The following is a 25,728-nucleotide window of genomic DNA, read 5'->3' on the forward strand; positions in this document are numbered from 1 at the left end:
GGGTGAGAGCATGAGGGCTTCTGTAGCCATTTGTACACACAACAGAGCGGTAGACACTATGCAGGCTGTTGAGAGTGTATTGAAAGGAGATACCGATCCTGCCGATTACGAAATTTTGGTCATAGATAATCATTCGACAGATCATACTAGGGATTTATTTGATTCGTCTCACATGCCGGAGCATGTAAGGTATATTTTTGAACCACAATTAGGCCTTTCTTATGCAAGAAACCGAGCAATCAAGGAAGCAAAAGGTGAGTTTATTTTATTTCTGGATGATGATGCATTGGCATGTCCTACTTGGATAAACGAAGTCATTAAGATATTTGATATGGATTCCCGGATTGGTTGTGTGGGTGGGAAAATCGTTCCTATATGGGAGGGCGGAAGGCCCGAATGGATACCACAAGATATTGTGAGCTTGTACACACTAATGGATTTCTCTGAAAAAGTTGTTGAGATGCCTGCGCCTTCTATTCCTTTTGGGGCCAATGTAGCATTCAGAGTGAGTATTTTCGAAAAGTTAGAGCCGTTTAGAGAAGATTTGGGGCGGGTTGGTACAAATCTAATGTCAAGTGAAGAGAGTGAGCTAATAAGTCGAGTCCGCCAAGAACATAAAGTTTTCTACAGTCCATATGCAGTTGTTGAACACAAAATAGCAAAAAACAGATTAACCAAACGTTGGCTATTACGCCGGGTGTATTGGCAAGGTATAAGTGATGCCACGCGGTATAAGAAAAGTGCATGGGGCGTATTCAAACATACGATAAGAATTGTGCAAGCAGCTCTATTAATCGTCATCTCTTTCAATAATGTGCAGAAAGTCATGAGTGAGATGGCTAAAATATCTTATCGGAACGGCACGATTGTGGGATCTTTCCGAAATGGCAGAGGGCTGAACACCTGATGAACATGGCGATTGCCCGAAAACCAAGGCAGCGAAGCATTATTCAGACCATTGTCATGACAAGCATGGCTAATATTCTCATTATGGCTGTGACTACGCTAACTTCCATTATTACAGCTCGCATGTTCGGAGCGACGGGGAAGGGAGAGCTTGCGGCTGTTTTATTCTGGCCTGCATTCATTTCAGGTCTGGCCGCATTTGGTCTGCCCACCTCGTTAATTTACAATGTCAAAAAAAACAGCCAGCAACTCCCTGTCTATATCAGCATGAGCTTTGCCGTTCAGATTCCGATCAGTATCATCGCTGGGGTGATCAGTTGGTTTGGTATCCCTATCTGGCTATCAGCATATTCAGAATCTGTCATTACCATTGCAAGGTGGTATACCGTATCCATGGTTCCAGTGATGCTGTTCATGGGTGTGCTTGCGGCAGCCGCACAAGGTACCGACAAGTTCCATATTTATAATCTGTCGCGTTTGCTGGCTCCCTTATTGAATCTTGCAGGGTTGGTACTACTGTGGGTAGCGCAGGTATTAACCGTGGAACGAGCCATTATTATCAGTTTTGCCAGCACTATACTGGTGTTGACCTGTTATATGATTGCCATGCGTCAGCAAATATTCAGTTCCGTCAGCAAGCTGGTAGCTCAGATTCGAACGGGGATTCATCTATTCAGCTATGGCCTTCGTGTATATGGGGTAGAGTTGCTAGGCGCGTTGTATAGCCAGTTTGACAAAATTATTATTTTGGCTCTGCTGACACCCAAAGATTTCGGGTTATATTCGGTTGTGTTTGCCCTATCGCGTATGTTTAATGTTGTGCAGACGGCCATCACCAATGTCATATTTCCAAAGGTAGCCGGCATGGAGCAGCAACAGGTGTTGTCTCTTGTTGGCAGAGCTTTCCGCATTAGTATGGTACTTATGACGATCATCATCATACCGAGTATGCTGATTGGTCGTTTTTTTATTGGCTTGTTGTTTGGCCCGGAATTTCTGGAGGCCAGCGGTGTATTCTATCTGTTGTCTCTGGAGTGTATCGTTGGCGGAGGATCTTGGATTCTGGCTTCGGCTTTTAATGCGCTCGGTAGACCAGGCGTTATCGTGCTTCGGCAGGTCATCGCACTTGCTGTGACCATTACGTTGTTCTTTGTGCTTACGCCCATGTTCGGGTTATACGGTTTAGGGCTGGCGTTGTTACTTGGTTCCTTCGTCCGTATGCTGATGTCATTAATATCCGTTTCGATTATTTTCAAAATGCCGATGCACAAGATGTTATATAACAAGGAAGATATGGCCTTCCTCAAGCAAAAATGGAGAGAAAAAAATCTATTTAAAGGAGCCAGAAGAGATGTCAAACGTGCAAAAGATTCATCCCATGGATGAGTTGAAAAAACGACTTGAATCGATCCTTGAAGTTGTGCCTCCTCATTCGAAGATCTATTACATTGATTATCCCGTTCACAGCAATTGTGGTGATCTGCTTATTATGAAAGGAACAGAGGCTTTTTTCAAAGACCATCATATTCATGTGTCTCAACGATACAGCGTCCATGACTTTCATGACCAAGTTGAAATTCCCCAGGATCATATTATTGTTCTTCATGGTGGTGGGAATTTCGGTGATTTATACGAAGCTCATCAATCATTAAGAGAACGTATCGTTCAGCATTACCCGCATCATCGAATCGTGATTCTTCCTCAGACGATATTTTATAAGGATCAAGCTATTCTTCAAAGAACTGCATCTGTTTTTGCTCAGCATACAGATCTGCATATCTATGTTCGCGATGAGATATCGTTTCAAATTGCCTCGGATCATTTTTCCAACTCTAAGGTGAACTTAGTTCCCGATATGGCGCACCAATTATGGCCGATGGAGATCCAGCGTAACTCTCGTAAAGAGAGATTGAATTTCTTTAGAACTGACATTGAACAAACAGCAGCTCAACAATCTCTGAATTCCGCAGAGCAGCAAGGAGATTACCTGGATTGGCCCACCTTGTACAACAAATATGAGCGAAAGCTAATCTACTATATCAGTAAAGGGTTGAAGAAACCTGCTTCGCGAGCCCTCTCCCAATTCATATGGATGAAATATAGTGACTACCTTGTGAATAAGGCGGTACGCTGCTTCTCGGATTATCGCATGATTCACACATCCAGATTACATGGTCACATCCTGTCTTGTCTGATGGCGAAGCCTAACCTATTGATTGATAACTCTTATGGGAAGAATTCGGGATATTACCGGATATGGACACATGAAGTGAACACAGCCAATATGGACTCCTCTTCCAAGGCGAGTGCTCCGCCCGTGACCAAGTATATGGAATCAACGGCAACCGTATAACGAACGAAAAGCTGTCCCGTATCACCTTAAAATATATAGAGTGGAGTGGTTGCATTGAGAATCGTACTTCTCTCCGGTGGATCAGGTAAACGGTTATGGCCTTTGTCCAACGACACGAGATCCAAGCAATTCCTGAAGGTGCTTGAAGGCGAGGACGGACAGACGGAATCGATGGTACAGCGCGTATGGAGGCAATTGCAGCACACGGGGTTAAGTGGCCAAGCAACGATTGCAACGAGCAAACCGCAGGTGGAGATTTTGCGAAGTCAGTTGGGTTATGAAGTGGATCTAGTCGTTGAGCCTGAACGAAGAGATACCTTCCCCGCAATCGCCTTGGCGGCCGTATATTTGTACTCCGTGCAGGGAGCCAGCTTAAATGAAACGGTAGCCATGCTTCCGGTTGATCCCTATGTGGAGGAGTCATTCTTTTATAAAGTAACAGAGCTGGAGGACGTGCTGGATGACTCCGGTGCAGAGCTTGCGTTAATTGGCGTGAAACCCACGTATCCTTCGGAAAAGTATGGTTACATCATTCCAGAACGGTCTGAAACTAAAGAAGAACAACGTTACGCCAAAGTATCCCGTTTTCAAGAGAAACCCCGTGAAGCTGAAGCGGCAGAGATGATCGAACAATCTGCCCTTTGGAATTGCGGGGTTTTTGCATTCAAACTCAATTATTTGATTAATCTGCTCATCTCGCTTGAACTGCCTATCCAGTATGAAGAAATGTTGAAACAGTACGGGAGACTGCAGAAAATCAGCTTTGATTATCAAGTGGTGGAGAAGGCTCAGCATATTGTGGTTACACCTTACGAGGGGTACTGGAAAGACCTTGGCACATGGAACACGCTGACAGATGAGATGAGTACCAATATTGTGGGCAAAGGTGTCATGACGAACAGTACGGTGAACACACATCTGATTAATGAATTAAACATTCCGGTCTGCGTACTGGGAGTATCCAACTTGATCGTGGCAACAAGTCCTGATGGCATTCTGGTCAGTGAAAAAGAGGCGAGCCCTCAGATCAAGGAAGTGTTAAAAGATAGCGCTGAGCGCCCCATGTATGAAGAACGTCGTTGGGGCTGTTACAGAGTGCTTGATTACACACGCAATAAAAAAGGCGAAGAAGTATTAACCAAACGCATCATCATCGAGCCCCATAAAAACTTTTCGTACCAGTACCATCTCAAACGAAATGAAGTATGGACCGTTGTCTCGGGACAAGGTGAATTCATTATGGACGGCGAGCTCAGACCGCTTCATCAAGGAGATGTCATTGTGATTCCGGCAGGAGGGAAGCACAGTGTCAAAGCGTTGAGCGAACTCGAAATTATTGAGGTGCAGATGGGCAGTGAACTGGTGGAAGAGGACATCGTTCGCGTTGAGATGGAATGGGAAGATATTATCCAAAATTGCGTGAATTGGGGGAAAACAAGATGAATATTGCGGTGATTGGAACAGGCTACGTAGGTCTGGTATCAGGGGTTTGTTTTTCGGAGATTGGCAACCAGGTGATCTGTGTAGACAACAATGAGGAAAAAGTACAAATGCTGAATGAGGGCATCGTTCCAATCTACGAACCTGGTCTTAAAGAGTTGATGATTTCCAATATGCAAGCAGGTAAACTGTCGTTTACCTCAAACATTGGTGAGGCGATACACCAGTCAGATATTGTCTTTATAGCCGTAGGTACACCTTCTCTACCAAACGGTGAGGCGAATCTGAGTTATGTAGAGCAAGTGGCTATGGAGATCGGCACCCATCTCGAAAACTACAAAATCATCGTGACTAAAAGCACGGTTCCTGTAGGTACCAATGACCGTATCCGCGATCTGATTCGCAGTATATCCTCCCAGCCATTTGACGTGGCCTCTGTTCCCGAGTTTTTGCGAGAAGGCTCCGCAATCAAGGATACGCTTAACCCTGACCGGATTGTCATCGGCACCAGCAGTGATCGGGCCATCCAGACGTTAAAGAAACTTCATCGGCCCTTGACAAGTAATCTGATTATTACAGATATCCGCTCAGCGGAGATGATTAAATACGCATCCAATGCTTTTCTGGCAACCAAAATATCATTTATTAATGAAATTTCGAATATTTGTGAGAAAGTTGGGGCGGATGTTACACGTGTTGCAGAAGGCATGGGGTACGATAAACGCATCGGGTCTGCTTTTTTGAAGGCAGGGATCGGTTATGGCGGCTCTTGTTTTCCTAAAGATACACAGGCGCTGATCCAGATTGCAGGTATGGTGGATTATGATTTCAGGCTGTTGAAATCTGTAGTGCAAGTCAATCAGGACCAACGTATGCAAGTGATCTACAAACTGGAGGAAGCGCTGGGGTCACTCGCAGGCAAAACAATTGCTATCTGGGGACTGGCGTTTAAACCGGATACCGATGATGTGCGAGACGCACCAGCCATTGATATTGTTCAACATCTTATTGATGCTGGAGCATCGGTCAGAGCCTACGATCCGATTGCAACGGCTAACTTCCGTAAAGAGATCGACATTGCCTCGATTTCGTGGGAGGATAGCCCGCTTCATGCTGCTCAAGACGCGGATGCGCTATGTGTACTGACAGAATGGAAGGAATTTGCCCAGGTTGATCTGACAACCTTAGCCCAAACGATGAAGGATCCTGTGATGATTGATGGTCGTAATGTGTATAGTGCGGAGCAGATTCAAGCATCTGCTTTCCACTATTATTCTGTCGGACGTCCAGGTCTCGTGAAGGTGGAAGGGAAAGCACCAGCAATTATCTAATCTGCCAGTGAATATCAACAATATGAGTGAGGAAGATCCCCATGAAAAAGTGGATGAAATGGACGGCTTGGATTGCTTCCCTTTTGATCATCGTTGTATTTGGTTATGCGATCTATCTCTATCAATCGGTTAAATCAACCGCTGATCAGATTTATGAGCCTCGTAATCCCGTAAAGCCTGTTTCGGTAACCGATGCGAAGGGCGGACTCCAGGTTGAACTCAATCGCAAAGAGCCCTTTAATGCCTTGATCCTGGGGGTGGATGAACGCCAGAATGATCGAGGACGTTCAGATACGATGATTGTTCTAAGTGTGAATCCGGGGAAAAAGAAAGTGCTGATGTTTAATATTCCGCGAGATACACGAACAGAAATTGTAGGACGCAACACCGAAGACAAAATCAATCACGCTTATGCTTTTGGGGGCGTGGATATGTCTCTTGCAACAGTTGAACAATTTTTGGGAATTCCCATTCACTATTATATGAAAGTAGATATGGAGGGGTTCTCCAAAATCATTGATCTTGTTGGTGGTGTGGATGTAAACAACCCGTTTGCCTTTGACTATGAGGGTAAACGTTATGAGCAGGGCAATATTCATCTGGATGGTGTCGCTGCTCTCGGATTCTCCAGAATGCGTTATGATGATCCGAAGGGCGACTTGGGAAGGAATGATCGTCAGCGAGAGGTCCTGAAGCAGATGCTCAAAAATACGATGCAATTCTCCAGTGTGCTTCACCTTCAGAATATGTTAGATGAGCTGGGTACACATGTCAGAACAGATCTGACATTTGATGAGATGAAAGAACTGCTTCTGGATTATCGTAGCGACCTGGAAGAAATCGATACAGTTGAGATCAAGGGAAAAGGCGAGAAGATCAACGGTATTTATTATTTTATTGTAGGTCAAGAGGAAAAGGAGCGCATTCACGGATTACTGACGCAGCACCTAGAACAGTAAGGGCAACGTTCGTGAAACAGCAAGGAAAGTGGTGAAAACATTGCTGAATGCGGAGGGAAGAGAAACAAGAAAACAGAAATATCAACGGAAGAATCGTTCGTATAAAATGTTGTTTTGGCTAATGCTGGCAGGGGTCTGGATTGCGATAATCTGGCTGATGTCTTCCCAATCCTATCAACAGCAAAATATTCAGCCATGGCTTCAACGTTTGACCAAACAGGTGCACATCGGGGTTACATTGCCCGATGTGCACCTGTTTTATAATGGTCACGAGTATTCACTAAGAGAAAGGCCTTATGCTTTTGTAGAATTCCTCTTTCGCAAGACTGCGCATCTGTTAATCTACGCTGTTCTCGCAGTATTAATCTATGGCAGTCTGCGTTACAAACGGGTGAGAGTCATAACTTGTATTACGGTGGCGCTGATGTTCGTTGCAGTGATTGCCTCCATTGACGAGTATATCCAACAGTTCAGCCCCAATCGTACGAGTTCAATCTGGGATGTCGGTGTAGACTTGATTGGTGGAAGTTGTGGCATCTCGGTTTATACAGGAATTCGAGCTTTGCTGGGTAGGAGACATCATTGATTTCCCAGGAAATGCATTGTGTAGTTCGGGCGTAGCTTCTACTTGTTTGCAAACCATCATACATATGGGGTAGGCAGGACAAGGGGGCTGAATGATGCTAAGAAGAAGAAACCGTAATGCACTGTTCAAAAAAAGTGGACTTATTTTATTTGTAGTGCTTTTGCTGTGGCTGATTATTAGGAGTGTACCTGCGCTGTTTCGTGCAGATGCGGCTACAGAGGCTGCTGCTGTGGCGGAAGAGTTTTACAAATACGAGCAAACGGGTGACTTCGGAAGCTCCTGGGAGCTTTTTCATCCTTTAATGAAAGAGCGATTTCCGAAGAGTGCCTATGTGCAGAATAGAGCTCACATTTTTATGCAGCATTTTGGTGTGCAGACGTTTGAACTGGAGATGGAACCGCCAGAGCGGGAATTTGATGTGGAGATCATTCAAGGCGTTAAGCCTTTTTCTGAAGCATACAAAATCAAAGTTACACAAACGTATTCCGGAACCTTTGGAAAGTTTGATCTTGTGCAGATCTGTTACCTTGTGCAGGATGGTAAGCAGTGGACGCTGTTATGGTATTATCCAGATGATAGGAAACACAACACTGAAACTTCATCGTGATGCATGATAGGGTGCAATATCAGGATGAGGAGTAAATGTTACATATGCTGTGATGTAAATGGAGGTTGAATATACCGTTTTGTATCATTAGTCCTTGACCAAGCGCTATAAATGCGAGACTTTTGTCGCATTTATAGCGTTTTTTTGAATTTTCAACCTAAATCCATGCTTAAAAAGCTTGACAATAGTCCCGGTGTCAAGTAAATTACGAATTAGGATACAAAATGTATCAATTTTCAGCGTCTAACGACAAATAACAGGGACTAGAGACTCCCTGTGAGGGGAAGGTATTCCATTGAATGAAACGGGCCGCTTTTACTGTGTCAGTTGTGGGATGATTGTGTCGGTCGCTAGAGACGCCGCCCAGAAGCCAGAGGGCAATGGAGGCAATCACGTGTTTCGTACTGGATTTTACCGGAGTGAAATGCCACTTGGATGCTGTGAGGCGTGTGTAGTTGAGTCAAAACGAGAAGGTAAGTCCCAGTTTGCAGGACAATATACTAAAGATTATGATACACTATGCTCATATGAGAAACGGGCATGAAATAAGCCCGTCCATGAAGGAGAGGATTGAATGCAGCAGGAGCCGGTCGTCCGACTTCAAGGCGTCAGTAAAATCATTTCCTCCCGATCATTGGTCAGTGACCTGACCCTGGATATTTCTCCGGGGCAGGTTTTTGGTTTTTTAGGACCAAATGGCGCGGGGAAAACAACAACGATTCGAATGATGGTAGGTCTGATGTCCATTAGTAAAGGAGATATTTTCATCTCTGGACACAGTGTAAAGAATGAGTTTGAAGAGGCGATAGCCCAGGTGGGGGCGATTGTGGAAAATCCGGAGATGTACAAGTTTCTGACCGGATATCAGAATCTGGTGCATTTTGCCCGTATGTCACCTGGCGTTACCAAGGAACGTATTGCAGAGACCATTGAGCGTGTGGGCCTAACAGCGCGGATTCATGACAAGGTAAAAACCTATTCTTTGGGTATGCGTCAGCGCCTTGGTGTCGCACAGGCTATATTACATAGACCTAAGCTGTTAGTTCTGGATGAGCCAACGAACGGTCTCGATCCACAGGGCATAAGGGAGTTGAGAGATTATCTGCGGCTCCTCACCCACGAAGAGGGGATCACCGTGTTTGTATCAAGCCATCTGTTGTCCGAGATGGAATTGATGTGTGACACCGTAGCTATTATTCAGAACGGTAAACTGATTGATGTTCGAAATCTGCGGGATGAGCAAGGTTCAGATGCTTTAATTGAAGTTGCGTTTGAAGTCGATGACGCTGAACGTGCTGTTGAACTCATGGAGGGTGAGGCAGTTATTCAGGGTAAGGTTATCGTGTTGTCTCTCTCTCGAGAACAAATTCCAGCGGTCAATGCCAAACTGGTACGTGAAGGCGTGCAGGTTTATGCCATTCGTAGTGTGACTCGTACGCTGGAAGATCAATTTTTGCAAGTGACTGGAGGTGGCGGCATTGGGTAGTTTCGGCAATCTGCTACTGAATGAAAATATGAAGGTGTTCCGTCGTGTACGTACCTGGATTATGTTAGCTATTCTTGTTCTGATCTCGTTACTCATGCCTGTCTTAATGAGAGAAGGCATGGGGTCAAGTGACACCTTGTTTTGGCAGCCTGCGGCTACAACAGTTCAGATTGCATTTTTTCTGAACACCATCTTCTGTGTAGTCATTGCAGCAGAAACAGTGGCGGGTGAATTTACATGGGGAACCATTAAACTGTTACTTATCCGACCATGGTCACGCAGTAAAATTTTGGCTTCCAAATATCTCACTGTAGTAGGCTTTAGTATATTAAGCACACTACTGGTGATTGGTATGGCCATGCTTAGCTCATATATTCTCTTCTCTCATGAGGTTTCGGTAGACAGCAGTATAATCGCAGCTGATGCGTTTACGAGATGGGGATATCTGTATATCGACTTGTTTATTACACTTGCGATTGCCTTTATGGTCTCCTCGGTATTTCGTTCAGGTGCACTTGCGATTGGTTTGTCCTTGTTTATTATGTTTACACAAAATATATTCTCACTGATCTTTAATCCGGATCGTTATGAATGGGCTAAATATGTTCTGTTCAATAATATGAACTTGAGCAAATATATGAACTCTTCATCGGATATGGGCTTGATGAATGGAGCAAGTGAGGGCATGACTCTCGGGTTCTCCCTGGCAGTTCTCGCTGCATATTATGTCATCTTTATGGTGATTTCCTGGGTTGTGTTCAACAAAAGAGATGTGGCAGGTTAACTCCTGCCTCTTTTTTGTTTTCATGTGGCATAGCTGTCTATTCAGGGTACATACTGGTATTGTAATGTTAGAATCATATTATCGTCGCAGTCACTTTGGCATGGCAGCGCATGGAGGGATCATTTTTCTTGATTAACAACAAATTTTACCGCATATGCACAGCAATTATTTTACTGTTGCTGATTGTGTATTTGGGGGATAAGGTCAACTTTATTTTCCGCCCTCTCACTTCGCTGATTCATATCATTATTATCCCGCTCTTGATTGCAGGATTTTTCTACTATCTGTTGCGTCCGCTCGTGGACTTCATGGAGCGGCACAAAATCAAAAGGGCACTGTCTGTCCTGATTATTTATGTGGCTGTTGGACTCCTCATCGCAGGATTCAGCGTTCTCGTGTGGCCTTCCCTGCGGGAGCAGTTATGGAATTTTATCGAAAATACACCTAAGCTTGTCTCATCTCTTGTAGAGCAGATTAAAGCACTGGAAAACAATCGTTTTCTTGCCCGTTACCTGCCTGAGAATTCGGACTTGTTTACCAGATTGTCCGATTATTTAAGTCAGGGGATTACGCAGGTTACGGATTATGTCTCTGGTCTGTTTTCCGTCGTGTCCAACTTGGTCATTATTTTGGCAACATTTCCGATTATGCTCTATTACATGCTCAAGGAAGGTGACAAATTTGGAACCAACTTGACGCTTTTATTGCCGAGACATTACCGAAAAGACGGAGAAGAGACGGTGCATGAAATTGATGAGGCTCTGAGCAATTATATTGTAGGCCGGGTTATCGTTAATGTGGCGCTGGGCATTCTCATGTTTATCGGTTTTCTTCTTATCGGGTTGCCTTATGCGCTATTGTTAACGGTTGTGTCCATTATTCTGAACTTTATCCCTTATGTAGGAGCGCTACTGGCGGCGATTCCTGTTGTGATTGTTGCTTTTATCGACTCGCCTTCCATGGCTCTCTGGTCTCTGATCATTATCGTCATTGCACAGCAAATACAGGATAATCTCATCTCTCCTTATGTGTATGGCAAACAGCTTGATATTCATCCGTTGACTACAGTGATCCTGTTACTTGTTGGAGCCGACCTTGGCAACATTCTAGGTATGATTATTATTATTCCGCTTTACATGATCCTTAAGATTATATTTAAGAAAATCCAGAACCGGATTGTTGAAGATCGAGCAGATGCCAAATAAGATGTAGGTAAGATATTTCATCCCTCAGCATAAAGAAAAGGTCTGTCCACATCGGAAATGACGTGGACAGACCTTTTAAATCAAACGTTTGTTTCTTTCTCGTCTTCATCGGTGTAGTCTGACATGTTCAGTGGTTCTTTCGGGACGATAGCCACCTTGTAGAAGCGATTTTTATCTTTTTCCAGCAGGACAAAGGTCAGGTTTTCGTATTCATACTCTTCCTGTTCGTTCATCTCCGGACGGTGACTGTACAGCCATCCACCAATCGTATCCCACTCGTCCGCATCAAGCGAAGACATGAACATATCGTTGACCTTGGACAGCGAAACCTTACCATCCATGATGATATAATGCTCATTCACAATCTGAATTTCTTCTTCTTCGTCTGCGTCGAACTCATCGCGAATCTCACCAACAATCTGCTCCAATACGTCTTCAATCGTTACAATCCCCGACGTGCCTCCATACTCGTCGACGAGAACAGCAATATGCACGCCATCCTTCTGCATTTTTTTAAGCAGATCCTTGACTGGAGTTGTCTCATGAACAGCCGAAACGGGCTGAATGAGGGAAGACAGGTCGACGGGTTCATCATTACCATACAGTTCTAAGAAAAATTGTTTCGTATTAATGATACCGATAATATCGTCTTTGCTCTCATTAACGACTGGAAAGCGAGTGTATTGCTCTTCGCGAATGATCTCTAGATTTTCCTCGTTCGTTTTATTTAGATAAAGGCAGACCATGTCGGTCCGGGGAACCATGATCTCTTTGGCCAGCATCTCATCAAATGCAAAAATTCGGCTAACATACCCAAATTCCGCCTGATTGATTTTACCACTCTCAAAGCTCTCGTTAATAATGATCTGGAGCTCTTCTTCAGAGTGTGCGTCTTCATGTTCCGAAGCAGGCTTGATGCCAAACAATTTGACCAGTTGGTTCGCAGAGCCGTTCAACAGCCAGATAAAAGGATACATCACTCGGTTAAACAAGATGATAGGACCGGATGTCAACAGTGCGACAGTCTCGGCTTTGCGGATCGCTATCGTTTTGGGTGCAAGTTCACCCACAACAACGTGTAAATACGTGATCGCTACAAAGGCAATGACAAAGGACAAAAATGAAGCGAGTGCATCTGGGATGCTCATGCTTTCGAACACCGGGTGGAGGATTTTCTCTACCGTGGGTTCACCGAGCCAGCCCAGTCCGAGAGACGTAATCGTAATCCCAAGCTGACAAGCAGACAGATATCCGTCTAGGTTAGCGACGGCCTGTTTCACAGCGAGCGCCCGTTTGTTCCCTTCTGCAATCATTTGGTCGATCCGACTCGGACGAACCCGTACCAGAGCGAACTCCACTGCCACAAAAAATGCCGATAACCCTATCAAAAGTGCAACCAAAACCAAATTTAACGCATACCTCTCACTGTCCATTCACTACTCTTCTCCTTTTATGTAATAAGTTTTAACGAGTATTATATCTAATTTTACGTAAGAAGACCACCTTTACCGGAAGAAAAGAGGAAGAGTCTGGAAAGGGAGTTGTGCAAAACAGTGTTGAAGTTAGGTTATGTAAAGTTTTATCTAAGTATTCGTTACGAATGAGGTCTACATTGGGTATCTATGATTAGCTGGGAACAATATCGTCAAAGCTGTTTAGAATGAGACCGAAGAAAAGGATGGAGATCCAGATTACGGAATATTACAAAACAGACAATTAAAATATTATAGCGTATGTACTAAGGGGGAGGCCACATGTTCTGGCTGGTCATTATTTTACTTGTTTTTATTTTTCAAGCGGCTACGATTCTCGTGCTGGAGTTCCGCAATCCAGCCAAAGCAGTGGCTTGGCTGTTCATCTTATTTTGTGTGCCCTTAATCGGATTCGTTGTGTATTATTTCGTGGCTCAGGACTACAGTAAACGCAAAAAGCTGCGAAAGGGCGGGTCCCGCATCTTCAGAGAAATGCGGGAAACGATCTGGAAACAGGCGCACATTATAGAAGAGATTGCCCAAATGCCAGGGGATAGGTATAACCACCAGCAACGTTTATTCAACCTGTTATCCCACTTGTCCGAGAGCCCGATTACGGGATGTAACCGGAGTAAAGTGCTTACCAATGGGGAAGAGGCATTTGCCGCTATGCTTAGAGAGATGGAGAAGGCGAAGCATCATCTACATGTCGAGTTCTATATTTTCAGAGATGATGTGATCGGTACTCGCTTTCAACAGGTCATGATCCGTAAAGCGCAGGAGGGAGTGAAAGTCAGGTTCATCTGTGACGGGCTTGGCAGTCATAAACTGAGCTGGAGTTTTATCCGCAAGCTTCAGGATGCAGGTGTTGAGTTTCATTTTTTCCTGCCACCGCTCATTGCGACGATTGATCGCAGAGTTAATTACCGAAACCACCGTAAAATTGTAGTTGTGGACGGGAAGGTTGGTTTTGTTGGCGGTATTAACGTCGGAGATGACTATCTGGGTCAATACCCGGAGGTTGGATTTTGGAGAGATACCCATGTGCAGATTGAAGGAGATGCCGTCTATTTCCTGCAAAGCACGTTTCTTAACGACTGGAAGCTGGCCTCGGGAAAACGGATTATGGAGCCGCAGCTCGGAGAGTTGTTTCCACCTCATATTTGCAGCGGCGGAGAACGAATTCAGATTTTAGGTAGTGGACCTGATCAAGATTGGGACGCCATTCAGGAGATGTGTTTTGGCGCGATTTCAGTAGCCTGTGAACGGATATATATTACAACACCGTATTTCATTCCTGATCCAGCTCTTTACGAGGCTCTCAAGACCGCTGCGGTCAGTGGAGTGGATGTGCGAATTATTATTCCGTATCAGTCCGATTCACGGTTAGTGCATCTGGCATCTCTTTCTTATGTTGAAGAGTTGCTACGTGCCGGTGTGAAATTTTATCAATACCGCAAAGGTTTTGTACATGCCAAAGTGATGATTGTCGATGAATTACTGGCGACAGTAGGGACGGCCAACATGGATATGCGCAGTTTCTTTTATAATTTTGAATTGACGGCTGTATTGTTTGAAAGCTCTGCCATTCATCGTCTGATGCATGATTTTGAACGTGACCTAGAGGAATGTAGCCAAATAGATACTTTCGCTTTCCAACATCGCTCACGTCTGCAAAAAGGGGCTGAAATGCTTTCTCGCATGCTTTCTCCGCTTCTTTAGCCGATTTAAGGCAGATTTCTGAAGATAAATTCACTTTTTTTGAATTTATCTTCTTTTTGCTAAGTCTTTTGCTCCAATTTGATCTTTTATGATATAATAGTTACATAAATCATGTCGTGATGAAGGAGGGGAGTCTGGGGAAACAGGCTCCCTTTTGCTCTCTTTTGGAAGTGTGATCCGGCAAGCAGTACATCTTGAATCTATTTTATATCGCCTTTAGATGCCCGTTTTGATGGTGGGTTAAAGTACATGAAGAATACAGTTTGGCTCGTTTTCTACATGCAGCTTCCCCGTGGAGTGATTTAATGGATATATAAAATGGATTCACATTCTGATTTTACGGGGGGGATACCATGTCCAATGTAACGGTGAAAGAATTAACGGCCAAGCAAGCCGACCGCGGCGTCAAAAGCTCGGTGTTTACGCTGAAATTTCTGCAACGTATTGTAATGATCCTGATCGGTGCTGTGCTCATGGCTGTATCGCTTGAAGTATTCCTCGTGCCAAACGGCGTCATCGACGGCGGTATCACGGGGATCTCGATTATGGTTTCAGAGCTTACACATCTGCCGCTGGGGATATTTCTGACTTTGCTCAATATGCCTTTTCTAATCCTTGGTTACAAGCAGATTGGTAAGACCTTTGCGTTATCTACTTTGCTGGGGATCGTCGTGATGTCTATCGGCACGTCTCTATTGCATGAAGTTCCGGCACTAACACCCGGTGAACCACTTCTGGGTGCTGTATTCGGCGGATTGATCCTGGGTGTGGGAGTTGGTCTCGTCATTCGTTCAGGTGGTTCACTGGACGGTACAGAGATCGTTGCTATTTTGTTTAGTGAGAAATCACCGCTGTCTGTGGGACAGATCGTATTGATTATTAACGTATTTATTTTCGCGGGTGCTGGATTTGTATTCGGCTGGCCGAACGCTCTGTACTCGATGATTGCCTATTACATTGCCATGAAGATGATTGATATCGTGAATGAAGGGCTGGATCAGTCCAAGTCGGTCTGGATCATCAGTGAGAAGTATCGTGATATCGGTTCCGCGTTGACAGATCGTCTCGGACGTGGTGTAACGTATTTGGACGGAGAAGGCGGATTCAGCGGGGATGAGAAAAAGATCATTTTTGTTGTCATCACTCGTCTGGAAGAAGCCAAGCTGAAGTCCATTGTTGAGGACTGGGACCCGCAGGCCTTTGTAGCTATCGGTAACATTCACGATGTGAAGGGCGGACGTTTCAAGAAAAAAGGCATCCATTAGCGAAGCTTTCTGCTCGATATGACTCTACTATACCAATAGCCGATATCCTGTGATTCAGGATATCGGCTATTTTTTCTTGAGATGTTTCAGAATCAGTTCGATAGGTTGCGGTGGTACTGCTGCAATCAGGTCGCCAACGGTTGTCAGGCGTTCAATAATATTCATAAGGTGATAATCCTGAATAGAGACATCACGGCGCACTTCATCCCAAGTCAGGGGAGTGGAGACGGTTCCCCGTGGCTTTGCGCGAGGGGTATAGGGAGCAGCTAATGTTTTGCCGCCATAATGCTGGAGATAATCAAAGTAAATTCGATCACCCCGATCTTTTTTGAGCCGTTCCAGCGTAAACAAATCAGGATGTTTTTGCGTGACATATTTACCTACAAAATGACCAATATCCCGTAACTCATCAAATGTTACACCCGGAGTAATTGGTACAATAATTTGAACACCTGTGGCGCCAGAGGTTTTGGGAACCGATTGCAACCCGAGGGAGGACAATGTTTCACCTACAATCAAGGCGGCCTGCATGATCCGCGGCTCGTGCTCCATCGAAGGGTCGAGATCAATCATCCATTCACAGGGTAGCGTACTGTTAATCGCATGAAGCGAAGGATGGAATTCAAGTGCGGCCAGATTTCCTAACCAGAGAAGTTCAGGTAGCCCGTTCATGACAATATACCGTATACCTTCATGATCCTGTGTTTGAACGAAATCAGGCACAGGCTCCGGTGCATTTTTCTGATAAAAGAACGTGTCACCAGCGCCATGAGGGTAGCGAATGGTTGTCAGTAAACGGTTGTGAGTGTAGGTTAGCAGATAAGGAGCCAGTGCGGCCAACTTTTGCAAATAGATGGCTTTGGTAATCCCTGCTTCTGGCCATAACAGCTTGTCTGGATTCGTAACCGTGAGTTCTACACCCTCAATCTTGATGGAGCCTTTGACTTTGTATGGCACCACTGCACCTCCTTTTACTGGAATTCATGTTGTAACTGGCTCGCCAGGCAGTCCTCCCGTGTTACTTCTGCAAAGGTTTGGATGCTAGGATGTCTCAGTGTGCGATGATGCGTCAGTTCCATATACTGCACCTTAAGTCCAATCTCGGGTTGTACCCAAGTTGTCTCTGCGCTACGCTCAGGAATGTTATGGAACGGCCTATCCTTTATGATAAGTGGTTGCACCTGTGAAGTGAGTTCCCGCCAGCGATTAATGTTCAACTTCCCTGTTCCTACATGACCAATATAGATAAAATGAGGTCCGTCAAATACGCCGACCGCAACGGCGTTAACGATTCCATCGCGATACGTAACGCCCCCGATCATGGCGTACAGATCATGCATGATCTTTACCTTCTGCCAGCGTGAGTCCTTGCTACCGATCCCGTAGGTGCTGGTGAGATCCTTACAGACGATGCCTTCCATCTGATGTTGCCTCATAACGCTTAGCAAAGTAGATGCATCCGTTGAGTTGGTTACTTCCTGAACATGAGTGCTGGTATGTAGCACTTGGTGAAGCAGCTGCTGACGGGCAGATAGCGTCAGATCTGTGACCCAATTTCCATCGTAATATAGAATGTCAAAAACCATATAAGTTATCGGTATCTGCTGTTTGGCTTGAGCAATGTTATCCGGCTTGCTCATGCGATCCCGGCGAAGTACGTGATAAAAGGAAGGACGTCCCGTATCCGGATCGAGAGCAATGATCTCACCGTCCAAAATGTAAGAGTTGCCCTCGCATAGATTGCGCGGTCCCACTAGTTCTGGATACTGGGTCGTCCGGTCGTGTAACCTGCGATTGACCAGCCGTAACTCTTGCCCGTTCTCATAGGCGAGCATGCGTACACCATCCCACTTGATCTGGGCAATCCACTGGGAGCCTGTGGGTAAAGTGTCTCGGGATACAGGTTCAAACGGACTAACAGGTTTGATCATGTGTTACTCCTTTCCTTCCTTAAGCCAGCCACGTATGAGGGTTAAATCAAATGCGTGGAGGGCATTAATGTTTTTGCAACTTATGTTTCAAATGATGAATCAGGATCAACAGCAGCGGCAGAAAAATGCCACAGGTTAAATCCCAGTCAATCCAGTAGGGAATGATCACTTTCAGATAGAAGGTTTCATTCGGAGCGATCAGGATGGAACATGTTAAAATAAGAAATGCCGCTGGGAAAATGAGATTCCGATAGCTGGACAAGCAAAACAGATGAGCGAGCCCAAGCACAAAGCTGTAGAAGAAGAGCACGCTTTTGAAAAATACAGCGATAACCCAGACGGAAGCCATAATAGCCTCAATGCGTTCTAAAAAGTTACCGATGTTAATCAGACGGGACAGATTAAATGAAGTAAACCAGTAATGCTGTGTCATGAATGGTCCCATAATAAGCAGACACATACTTATGGTTAGCGTTAACATTAATCCGCCGATCATACCCATGAGCAAAAAATCTCTTTTCAGATGAGGGCGTTGCTCTGTGTAAGGCAATAACATCATGAAAATACATAATTCACAGTACGGATATGTAAGTACAGCGATAAAGCCTTTGAACGGATCAAGGAATCCCCGACCAAGAATGGGTTTTATATTGTCGAGCTCTGCCTTGGGGAGTAGGCATAGGGTGAGAATAATCAAGAACAGGACAACGATAGGCAACAGGATTTCGGCAGTCCTTCCCATGTTAGGGAGTCCCGATCGCAATCCCCAAGTCAGGGCGCAGATGAATGTCAGGTGCAACACCCATAATGGCGAATTTCTCAGAATGTTCGTCGTCATAAAGTCTCCCATTTCACGGATAAACGTCGATGCACCAATCAGAAAATAAAAAATATAGAATGCGCTGATCACAGCACCCACCCAAGGCCCCAGCACCCGGAGTACATGTTCAATTAAATTCAGACGCGGATCCAAGCGATATACAGCGAGCATGATCAGAAGCACACCTATTCCGCCTCCTACGCCAAGCAATGAAGAGATCCAGGCATCCTGCTGGGCATAAGATGTGATCATCGAGGGGAAAAAGAGGATCTGCTCACCGATTGTGCAAAGGAACATCAGCGAAGCAAGTTGCCTGACGGTCAAACGTCCCTTTTCAATCATTCAATAAATCTCCTTCGTCTGACAATGTTTAAGTCTGAGTTAGGATGTACCAATATTTACGGTTTTATCAGAAGTATAAAAAAGCCCGACCCTTTACCTCCTAAGGAAGCTTTGGAGGAACGAGGTCAGGCTTTTTTTGCAGTAACAAGTTTGATCAAGAGAAGGAATGCAGAATGAAATCGGCAGAGTGAATGGATGGTAACAGTTTGTGTTCAAAGTCACACGAATTGAGCTTTAGGCCTCTGCAATCAGGCGGATTCCGATGTTTTGCGGGTCTGCTGCATACCATGCATCACCATCGGGACGTACTTCAACGCCAGACTCGCGCAGACGTTCAACGGCCTGCTCAACTTCATGGTTATGGGCATACACAATGGTGAAATAGTTGATTCCCGTAGCATTGGCAGGATTGATTGGAGCGTTAACTCCGGCCCAAATATTCAGTCCCAGATGGTGATGGTAGCCTCCGGCAGACACAAACAGTGCTGACATATTGGCGAAGTTGCCTACAACATCAAATCCGAGAATACCGGAGTAGAAGCTGCGGGCTTCCTCCAGACTGCGAACGTGAAAGTGAACATGACCGATAACGGTGCCAGCTGGCAAGCCATCCCAAGTTTCACTTGCCGACAGATCAAACAAGCTTTGCACATCCACTGGATCGCTTGCCATGACGTAATTATTGTCAGTATCCCGTTTCCAAGTATCACGAGGGCGGTCGGCATAGATTTCAATCCCGTTCAAATCGGGATCAGAGATATAAAAGGCTTCACTCACCAGGTGATCTCCCTGACCAATATCGATTCCGGATGCGACAAGATTACGAACGGCAAGTCCAAGCGACTTGCGGTCAGGTAGCAGAATGGCAAAGTGGTACAGTCCGGCATGGGAGCGCTCGGGCAAAGTGATGCTGTTGCTCACTTCTTCAAGGCGAAGAAGGACGTTCTTTCCGTCCGCTGTCATTGTGGCAATATGATCTTGGCGTGTCAGTAGTTTAAGGCCAACAACGTCCGTATAAAACTGAATGGATCGATCTAGATTGCTAATTTTGAGACTGACTTCACCTAGATGGGTTGTGGCTGGGATTTGATAAGTCGTACTCATGGTTATTTCCTCCTTATAATGACTTCTCATCGTGAACAAATCGCAAATTATAATGTGTGAATATTAAAATATTGGAACGAAGTGCATATCGATGTAAAAGTGAGCCTTGAAACATGTTATTTTTTGAAAATGAAGCTCATCACTTTATAAATATAAATAAGTTACTTTTCATAAGTTAATATAAAATATTTACTTTGTTTAGTCAATAACTTAGTCGATATTGTTTCATCAAAAGTGTCTGAGATGTTTGTTTAATTGGGGATGGTCATCGTGGCGAGTCGAGGGTGGTAACAGATAAATGATCCACCACTTGCTAACGAACCGATAGGGTAGTCTTGGGATCATGGTGACCCAATTACGTCCGGTCCGTTAGATACAAGTGGGGTTCCCAACCCTCCTACTCCAACAGCACGCTTAAGCTTTGGGTTTAGCGGGGGATTTTTTGCGTTTCGGAGTTGCAGGTGTAGCATCGGTTTCTCCTCCAGCAACAGCCTGGGCGGTTGTTTTGCGCGGAGCGCGTTTTTTAGGTTTAGCCGTGGTTGTTCCAGGGTCTGAAGGAATGGGCTTTACTGCTTCAATACTTGCTTGAAGTGCAGCCATAAGATCCATCACATTAGCTTCCGGTTTGGCTGGAGCAATCTTGATTTCCTCCCCAGCAACCTTGTGTTGAATGAGGTCAAGCAACTTTGCCCGATAATCATCTGTATATTTACCAGGTTCAAACGGAGTTGAAAGTTGGTCGATTAGCAGTTTGGCCATCGTGAGTTCTTTTTCGTTTACATTTTGAACTTCAGGAAGGTTAGGAACCTGAGACACGGGACGGATCTCATCCGGGTAAAAAATAGTTTCCATCGACAAGCAGTCTTCCAGAACGCGGATGGCGGCGAGACTACTTTTGGAGCGAATGGAGATTTTAGCAATGCCTATTTTTCCCGTATCCCGCATGGCGTTCATGAGAAGCTGATAGGCATTACCGCCAGCCTGATCAGGAGAGAGATAATAGGTTTTTTGAAAATAGATCGGGTCAATCTCAGTCAAATCCACAAAATCCAGAATGGTAATGGTTTTGCTACTGGACTCGTTTAAGGCCTCAAGTTCTTCTTTTTCGAAAAGAACAAATTTGCCCTTTTCATATTCATAGCCTTTGGTGATCTCTTCCCATTTGACTTCGACCTCACAGGAGGGGCACTGGCGTACATAAGCGAGCGGACTTCCGCAAACGTTATGAATGTAACGCATGGAGATATCTTTGTCCTCCGTAGCCGAGAACATTTTGACAGGGACATGCACGAGACCAAAACTGATTGCACCTTTCCAGACCGTATGCATAAAGGCGACTCCTTTCAAATTTCTTATTTATTAATAGTATGGGCAGCTGTTGTAAGGGATAGTCGTAAACCCTTGATTGTATGGTGGTTAGGGATATCTAGATGAGGGTCTTCAGCATTTTGTATGGTTCAGCAAGAGTCGGGGATGATAACAGAAACATGATGGGGAGGTGCCAGATGAAGAACAGGCGAGATGAGGAAGAGGCGCACAAGCACACGTTTACCCCCTACCCTCTGGAGGATGCCGAGAGTGCAGAAGAGTTTTATACGCCGGCAGCAGATGTCAATTGGGAAGCGGTAACTTCAGAGAAACTGCCGCTCGATCGGGAATCCTTTATGCTGGATATCGATCGTATGGTGAATGAGGGTTTGGGCGGCGGTCAGGTTACAGAGGATAATGGTTATATTGGGGATAGTACGACAGATACGATTGTGCGAGAGGATCACAATGATGACCCGGAAGGAGACTACGAATAGTATGATGGATGCAAAACGGGCTAAAGCTATTTATAATTCCAAAGATACAATCGCGGTGACGCTTGAAGGCGAGCCTGTCTGGATTGAAAATGTGGATGAGGCAAACGGCATGGCAACGGTACAGGTGGGCAGCAGACCAGGGAACACCCAAACGGTGCGAGTGGATCGTCTGGAAGAGTAGCAGTCATAAAAATGTGACAAGTACAGCGGAAACTAGAGGTTATTGTCATTCTGGAATTCAATGAAAGTGCGGCCGATACCGGGAGGTATCGGTTTTTTTAGGTTCAGATCCTTTCTGTGATTACGCAAAGAGATGGTTATAAAGTCTAACCTTTCCAGCATGTTCCTTCGATGTTGCGGGCAAGGAAAGGGACCGATATAATAAGGTTCAAAGTGAACTCAGACGGAAGACCGTCAAAGGTGGGGCGTATATTGAATCAGACGCACGAGCAGTGGGTGTATCACTCCCACAGCATTGCAGATACAGAAACGCTTGCGGCTGCACTTGCAGCACAGGCACAGGCTGGCATGGTTATTGCACTGGACGGCGATTTGGGTGCGGGTAAAACCGCTTTTTCTCAGAAGTTTGCCTGGCATTTGGGCGTGAGAGATGTTGTAAGCAGTCCAACTTTCACGCTGATCAAGGAATACGAGGGTCGATTGCCGCTATATCACATGGATGTGTATCGCATATCGTTGGAAGAAGCGGATGAGCTGGGTCTTGAAGAATATTTTTATGGTGCGGGAGTCAGTCTGGTGGAATGGTCCAGCATCATTCCTGAGTTGTTACCCGAAGAGCATCTTCATGTGCAGATTGAGACGACAGGTCTGGAAGATCGAACGATAACGCTGGATGGGTATGGTGAGGGATATGCCGCGCTATGTCGACAGTTCAGACAGAATGGAGTTATAGGATGATACAAGGTTTTGGAAATGAAGGGACGAACGAAGGTTTAGGGAAAGAAGAAACGTTAGAAGCATTAAGGAATGATGGGACGATTGAGGAGCAAAAAAAGCCGCGTCAGCGGTTTTTGGTGTTGGATACATCTACCGCGGTGATGGCTGCAGCGGTGATGGAGGAGCGGTCGCTACTGGAAGAGCGCAATGAGCGAGCAGAGCGTAATCACTCGGTGCACGTCGTGCCTGTAATGGAGCAGTTGCTCGCTGCCAGCGGCACGAAGCCAGGCCAACTGGACGGGATTGCCGTCGGCATTGGACCGGGCTCGTACACGGGCATCCGCATTGCGGTGACCGCGGCAAAGACGCTGGCCTGGGCGTGGGACATCCCCGTTGCCGGGGTGTCCAGCCTGCAGGCCCTCGCCTGGGGCGGCTGGCACAGCGGCCTCGCCGCCAAGGCGCAAGCTGCGGCAGATGATGCCGCAGCCGGGGCTGGCGGAACGCCATCCGCGGACCAGGGCGGCACGAGTGCCGCCCCTGTCCACTGGATCGTTCCGCTCGTGGATGCGCGGCGCGGTCAAGCCTATACCGCGCTGTTCGCCTCAGCCGGCGGCGATACACCCCGCCGGCTGGCGCCGGATGCCATCCGTCAAGTGAACGGATGGCTGGAAGAGCTCGCCGCCCGCTTGGCGGAGGCGGCGCCGGAAGAGCGGCCCGCTGCCGTCTGGATCGTCGGCGAGACGGGCCAACATGCGGCGGCAGCGGCAGAGCTTCGCTGCCCCGCAGGAACGGCTCTCCAGCTCGTACCGTATGAGCTGGAAGGCCGCTGGATTGGGCGCCTCGGCGCCGAAGCGTTGCTTGCAGGTCAGCGCGATGACGTACATGCCCTGGTGCCGAACTACACCCAGCTGTCCGAAGCCGAAGCCAACCTGCTGCGCAAAGGCTGAAGGGAGAGGGAGAGCGGATGGACAACGTAGCGAATGAAGGACAGGAGACCATGTTTCAGTTCAGACTCATGACCGTGGCAGATATTCCTGACGTGATGGAGATTGAGCATGAAGCATTTACCCTCCCTTGGACGGAAGAGGCATTTCACAATGAATTGAAGCATAATCATTTTGCTAAATATATGGTCATGGAGCTGGACGGGACTGCTATTGGATATGCGGGAATGTGGACGATTATGGACGAAGCGCATATTACCAATATAGCGGTGAGAAAAGCCTACCAGGGCCGCAAACTGGGCGAGAAATTGCTGGACGAGTTAATGAAGACAGCGGCCTACCTCGGCATGGAGCGAATGACACTGGAAGTTCGGGTGTCGAATGTCGTGGCTCAGAATTTGTATCAGAAAAAAGGGTTTGAATCGGCAGGTCTGCGCAAAGGGTATTACTCTGATAACGGAGAGGATGCAATGATCATGTGGGCGGTACTTCCGCCTGCAGGCCGGAGCGGCGAAGAGGAAGGAAGCGTAATGGATTCATGAATGATCATATAGATAATCAAGGCGGAACTCCATCCTATATTTTGGCGGTAGAGACAAGCTGTGATGAAACATCGGTAGCTGTGGTCAAAGATGGACGTGAAGTGCTGTCCAATCTCATCTCTAGTCAGATCGAGACACATAAAGCGTTTGGCGGAGTTGTGCCCGAGGTGGCTTCACGCAAACACGTTGAAGTTATTACGCTAATGCTGGAGCAAGCGATTGAGCAGTCTGGCATTCGTCCGCGTGATCTGAGCGCGATTGCGGTTACGCAGGGACCTGGATTGGTCGGCGCACTGCTGGTGGGTATCGTAGCAGCGAAGACACTTGCGATGGCTCTGGGTAAACCGCTGATCGGCACCCATCATATTGCTGGTCATATTTATGCCAATCGCCTTGTGCGTGAGTTGCAATATCCAGCGATGGCACTTGTCGTATCCGGGGGACATACAGAGCTTGTACATCTGGAGTCCGAGGGCAAGTTCAAGTTGATTGGACGCACACGGGACGATGCTGTCGGTGAAGCATATGACAAAGTCGCTCGTGCGCTCGGCTGTCCATATCCGGGAGGGCCGCATGTAGACCGTATGGCATCTGAAGCTGAAGATGTTGTTCCTTTGCCACGAGTGTGGCTTGAAGCAGGGTCCTATGATTTCAGTCTAAGTGGCTTGAAATCGGCTGTACTCAACGCACTGAATCAGGCTAAGATGCGTGGTGAAACACTGGAACCGTCTGCGGTGGCACGGGGTTTTCAAGAAGCTGTCGTTGAAGTGCTGGTGGAAAAAGCGGTACGTGCTGTTCGTGAATATGGCTCACGTCAGTTACTTCTGTGCGGTGGGGTTGCTGCCAATCGCGGTTTGCGAACTGCTCTGCAGGAACGCTGTGCGAAGGAAGGACTTGAACTCGTCATCCCGCCAATGGAATATTGTACGGATAATGCAGCCATGATCGGCGCGGCAGCACATCTGAAATGGATTCGCGGCGAGGGGACTAATTTTGACGCGAAGGCGGACCCGGGACTTTCTCTGGAAGCCTGGTCGGTTCAGACCGAGGCGTAAAATTCTCTCTTTTTTGAAATGAATGGTTGACAGCGGTTTGTGAAGAATGTATATTAGTTACAAATTTAAACAGGAATTATCTCCTGAACTGAAAAACGCGACGAACAGGAACAGTAAGGTCACTCCGGGTCATTAGAGAGCTGCGGGATGGTGGAACGTAGCCGAAGGAAAC

The 25,728-nt window shown here is 46.2% G+C and carries 25 protein-coding genes; 19 read left to right on the top strand and 6 right to left on the bottom strand.

Annotated features, from left to right (window positions below):
- Positions 1-10 precede the first annotated feature (10 nt).
- The 11 genes from H7T88_RS07275 to H7T88_RS07325 all read left to right on the top strand — a co-directional run bounded on the left by H7T88_RS07275 (position 11) and on the right by H7T88_RS07325 (position 11,657).
- Entirely contained in the window at positions 11-907 is an 897-nt protein-coding gene (locus H7T88_RS07275; RefSeq protein ID WP_154982723.1) for a glycosyltransferase, read from the top strand.
- Positions 907-2,292 (top strand): lipopolysaccharide biosynthesis protein, encoded by a 1,386-nt coding sequence (locus H7T88_RS07280; protein ID WP_221787832.1) that lies wholly within the window; start codon positions 907-909, stop codon positions 2,290-2,292. The genes H7T88_RS07275 and H7T88_RS07280 overlap by 1 nt, the downstream gene beginning before the upstream one ends.
- Entirely contained in the window at positions 2,258-3,259 is a 1,002-nt protein-coding gene (locus tag H7T88_RS07285; protein WP_221787833.1) for a polysaccharide pyruvyl transferase family protein, read from the top strand. Before H7T88_RS07280 ends, H7T88_RS07285 begins: the two co-directional genes overlap by 35 nt.
- 54 nt (positions 3,260-3,313) lie before the next feature.
- A complete protein-coding gene (locus H7T88_RS07290; protein WP_221787834.1) occupies positions 3,314-4,702 on the top strand; it encodes a sugar phosphate nucleotidyltransferase in 1,389 nt (462 codons plus the stop codon).
- Entirely contained in the window at positions 4,699-6,030 is a 1,332-nt protein-coding gene (locus H7T88_RS07295; RefSeq protein WP_221787835.1) for a UDP-glucose dehydrogenase family protein, read from the top strand. Before H7T88_RS07290 ends, H7T88_RS07295 begins: the two co-directional genes overlap by 4 nt.
- Positions 6,031-6,071: 41 nt before the next feature.
- The gene (locus H7T88_RS07300) at positions 6,072-6,989 is read left to right on the top strand and encodes an LCP family glycopolymer transferase (RefSeq protein WP_154982728.1); all 918 of its coding nucleotides are present in this window, start codon (positions 6,072-6,074) and stop codon (positions 6,987-6,989) included.
- A gap of 31 nt (positions 6,990-7,020) precedes the next feature.
- Entirely contained in the window at positions 7,021-7,575 is a 555-nt protein-coding gene (locus H7T88_RS07305; RefSeq protein ID WP_221787836.1) for a VanZ family protein, read from the top strand.
- A 91-nt stretch (positions 7,576-7,666) separates the two neighbouring features.
- Complete coding sequence (locus H7T88_RS07310) at positions 7,667-8,182, top strand: hypothetical protein (protein ID WP_221787837.1); 516 nt, start codon at positions 7,667-7,669, stop codon at positions 8,180-8,182.
- A 574-nt stretch (positions 8,183-8,756) separates the two neighbouring features.
- On the top strand, positions 8,757-9,668 hold the full coding sequence (locus H7T88_RS07315) for an ABC transporter ATP-binding protein (RefSeq protein ID WP_154890831.1): 912 nt from the start codon (positions 8,757-8,759) through the stop codon (positions 9,666-9,668).
- Positions 9,652-10,452, top strand: coding sequence for an ABC transporter permease (locus H7T88_RS07320; RefSeq protein ID WP_373323226.1), 801 nt, complete (start codon positions 9,652-9,654; stop codon positions 10,450-10,452). The genes H7T88_RS07315 and H7T88_RS07320 overlap by 17 nt, the downstream gene beginning before the upstream one ends.
- A 128-nt stretch (positions 10,453-10,580) precedes the next feature.
- Entirely contained in the window at positions 10,581-11,657 is a 1,077-nt protein-coding gene (locus tag H7T88_RS07325) for an AI-2E family transporter (RefSeq protein ID WP_090918247.1), read from the top strand.
- An 80-nt stretch (positions 11,658-11,737) separates the two neighbouring features.
- Here H7T88_RS07325 and H7T88_RS07330 read toward each other — a convergent pair whose 3' ends face one another.
- Positions 11,738-13,090, bottom strand: coding sequence for a hemolysin family protein (locus H7T88_RS07330; RefSeq protein WP_221787838.1), 1,353 nt, complete (start codon positions 13,088-13,090; stop codon positions 11,738-11,740).
- Between the two features lie 321 nt (positions 13,091-13,411).
- Here H7T88_RS07330 and cls point away from each other — a divergent pair, with 321 nt between their 5' ends.
- Together cls and H7T88_RS07340 are read left to right on the top strand one after the other, a co-directional pair.
- Positions 13,412-14,851: a cardiolipin synthase gene (cls, locus tag H7T88_RS07335; RefSeq protein WP_221787839.1), complete on the top strand. Its 1,440-nt coding sequence runs from the start codon at positions 13,412-13,414 to the stop codon at positions 14,849-14,851.
- Positions 14,852-15,204: 353 nt separating this feature from the next.
- Entirely contained in the window at positions 15,205-16,116 is a 912-nt protein-coding gene (locus H7T88_RS07340; protein ID WP_154890835.1) for a YitT family protein, read from the top strand.
- Positions 16,117-16,182: 66 nt separating this feature from the next.
- Here the strand turns inward: H7T88_RS07340 and ligD are convergent, their stop codons facing one another.
- From ligD to ku, 5 genes are all read right to left on the bottom strand, one after another.
- Positions 16,183-17,073: a non-homologous end-joining DNA ligase gene (gene ligD, locus H7T88_RS07345; RefSeq protein WP_221787840.1), complete on the bottom strand. Its 891-nt coding sequence runs from the start codon at positions 17,071-17,073 to the stop codon at positions 16,183-16,185.
- Between the two features lie 14 nt (positions 17,074-17,087).
- The gene (locus tag H7T88_RS07350; protein ID WP_221787841.1) at positions 17,088-18,047 is read right to left on the bottom strand and encodes an ATP-dependent DNA ligase; all 960 of its coding nucleotides are present in this window, start codon (positions 18,045-18,047) and stop codon (positions 17,088-17,090) included.
- A 64-nt stretch (positions 18,048-18,111) separates the two neighbouring features.
- Positions 18,112-19,209: a GerAB/ArcD/ProY family transporter gene (locus H7T88_RS07355; protein ID WP_221787843.1), complete on the bottom strand. Its 1,098-nt coding sequence runs from the start codon at positions 19,207-19,209 to the stop codon at positions 18,112-18,114.
- 234 nt (positions 19,210-19,443) lie between these two features.
- Entirely contained in the window at positions 19,444-20,313 is an 870-nt protein-coding gene (locus H7T88_RS07360; protein WP_221787845.1) for a VOC family protein, read from the bottom strand.
- Positions 20,314-20,727: 414 nt separating this feature from the next.
- Entirely contained in the window at positions 20,728-21,642 is a 915-nt protein-coding gene (gene ku / locus H7T88_RS07365; RefSeq protein ID WP_154982735.1) for a non-homologous end joining protein Ku, read from the bottom strand.
- Positions 21,643-21,818: 176 nt separating this feature from the next.
- On the opposite strand from ku, the gene H7T88_RS07370 reads away from it, so the two are divergent.
- The 6 genes from H7T88_RS07370 to tsaD all read left to right on the top strand — a co-directional run bounded on the left by H7T88_RS07370 (position 21,819) and on the right by tsaD (position 25,556).
- The gene (locus tag H7T88_RS07370) at positions 21,819-22,118 is read left to right on the top strand and encodes a hypothetical protein (protein ID WP_221787937.1); all 300 of its coding nucleotides are present in this window, start codon (positions 21,819-21,821) and stop codon (positions 22,116-22,118) included.
- A 4-nt stretch (positions 22,119-22,122) separates the two neighbouring features.
- Complete coding sequence (locus H7T88_RS07375) at positions 22,123-22,299, top strand: H-type small acid-soluble spore protein (protein WP_090918464.1); 177 nt, start codon at positions 22,123-22,125, stop codon at positions 22,297-22,299.
- Positions 22,300-22,550: 251 nt separating this feature from the next.
- Positions 22,551-23,036, top strand: a complete 486-nt coding sequence (gene tsaE, locus H7T88_RS07380) for a tRNA (adenosine(37)-N6)-threonylcarbamoyltransferase complex ATPase subunit type 1 TsaE (protein WP_154982736.1) — start codon at positions 22,551-22,553, stop codon at positions 23,034-23,036.
- Positions 23,033-23,962 (top strand): tRNA (adenosine(37)-N6)-threonylcarbamoyltransferase complex dimerization subunit type 1 TsaB, encoded by a 930-nt coding sequence (gene tsaB, locus H7T88_RS07385; RefSeq protein ID WP_260510768.1) that lies wholly within the window; start codon positions 23,033-23,035, stop codon positions 23,960-23,962. Before tsaE ends, tsaB begins: the two co-directional genes overlap by 4 nt.
- Positions 23,963-23,979: 17 nt before the next feature.
- Entirely contained in the window at positions 23,980-24,501 is a 522-nt protein-coding gene (gene rimI, locus H7T88_RS07390) for a ribosomal protein S18-alanine N-acetyltransferase (RefSeq protein WP_090918224.1), read from the top strand.
- Positions 24,498-25,556: a tRNA (adenosine(37)-N6)-threonylcarbamoyltransferase complex transferase subunit TsaD gene (gene tsaD / locus H7T88_RS07395; protein ID WP_221787847.1), complete on the top strand. Its 1,059-nt coding sequence runs from the start codon at positions 24,498-24,500 to the stop codon at positions 25,554-25,556. Before rimI ends, tsaD begins: the two co-directional genes overlap by 4 nt.
- Positions 25,557-25,728 lie beyond the last annotated feature (172 nt).

The sequence above is a fragment of the Paenibacillus cucumis (ex Kampfer et al. 2016) genome, assembly GCF_019748695.1.
In the GTDB taxonomy this organism is placed as follows: Bacteria; Bacillota; Bacilli; order Paenibacillales; family Paenibacillaceae; genus Paenibacillus; species Paenibacillus polysaccharolyticus.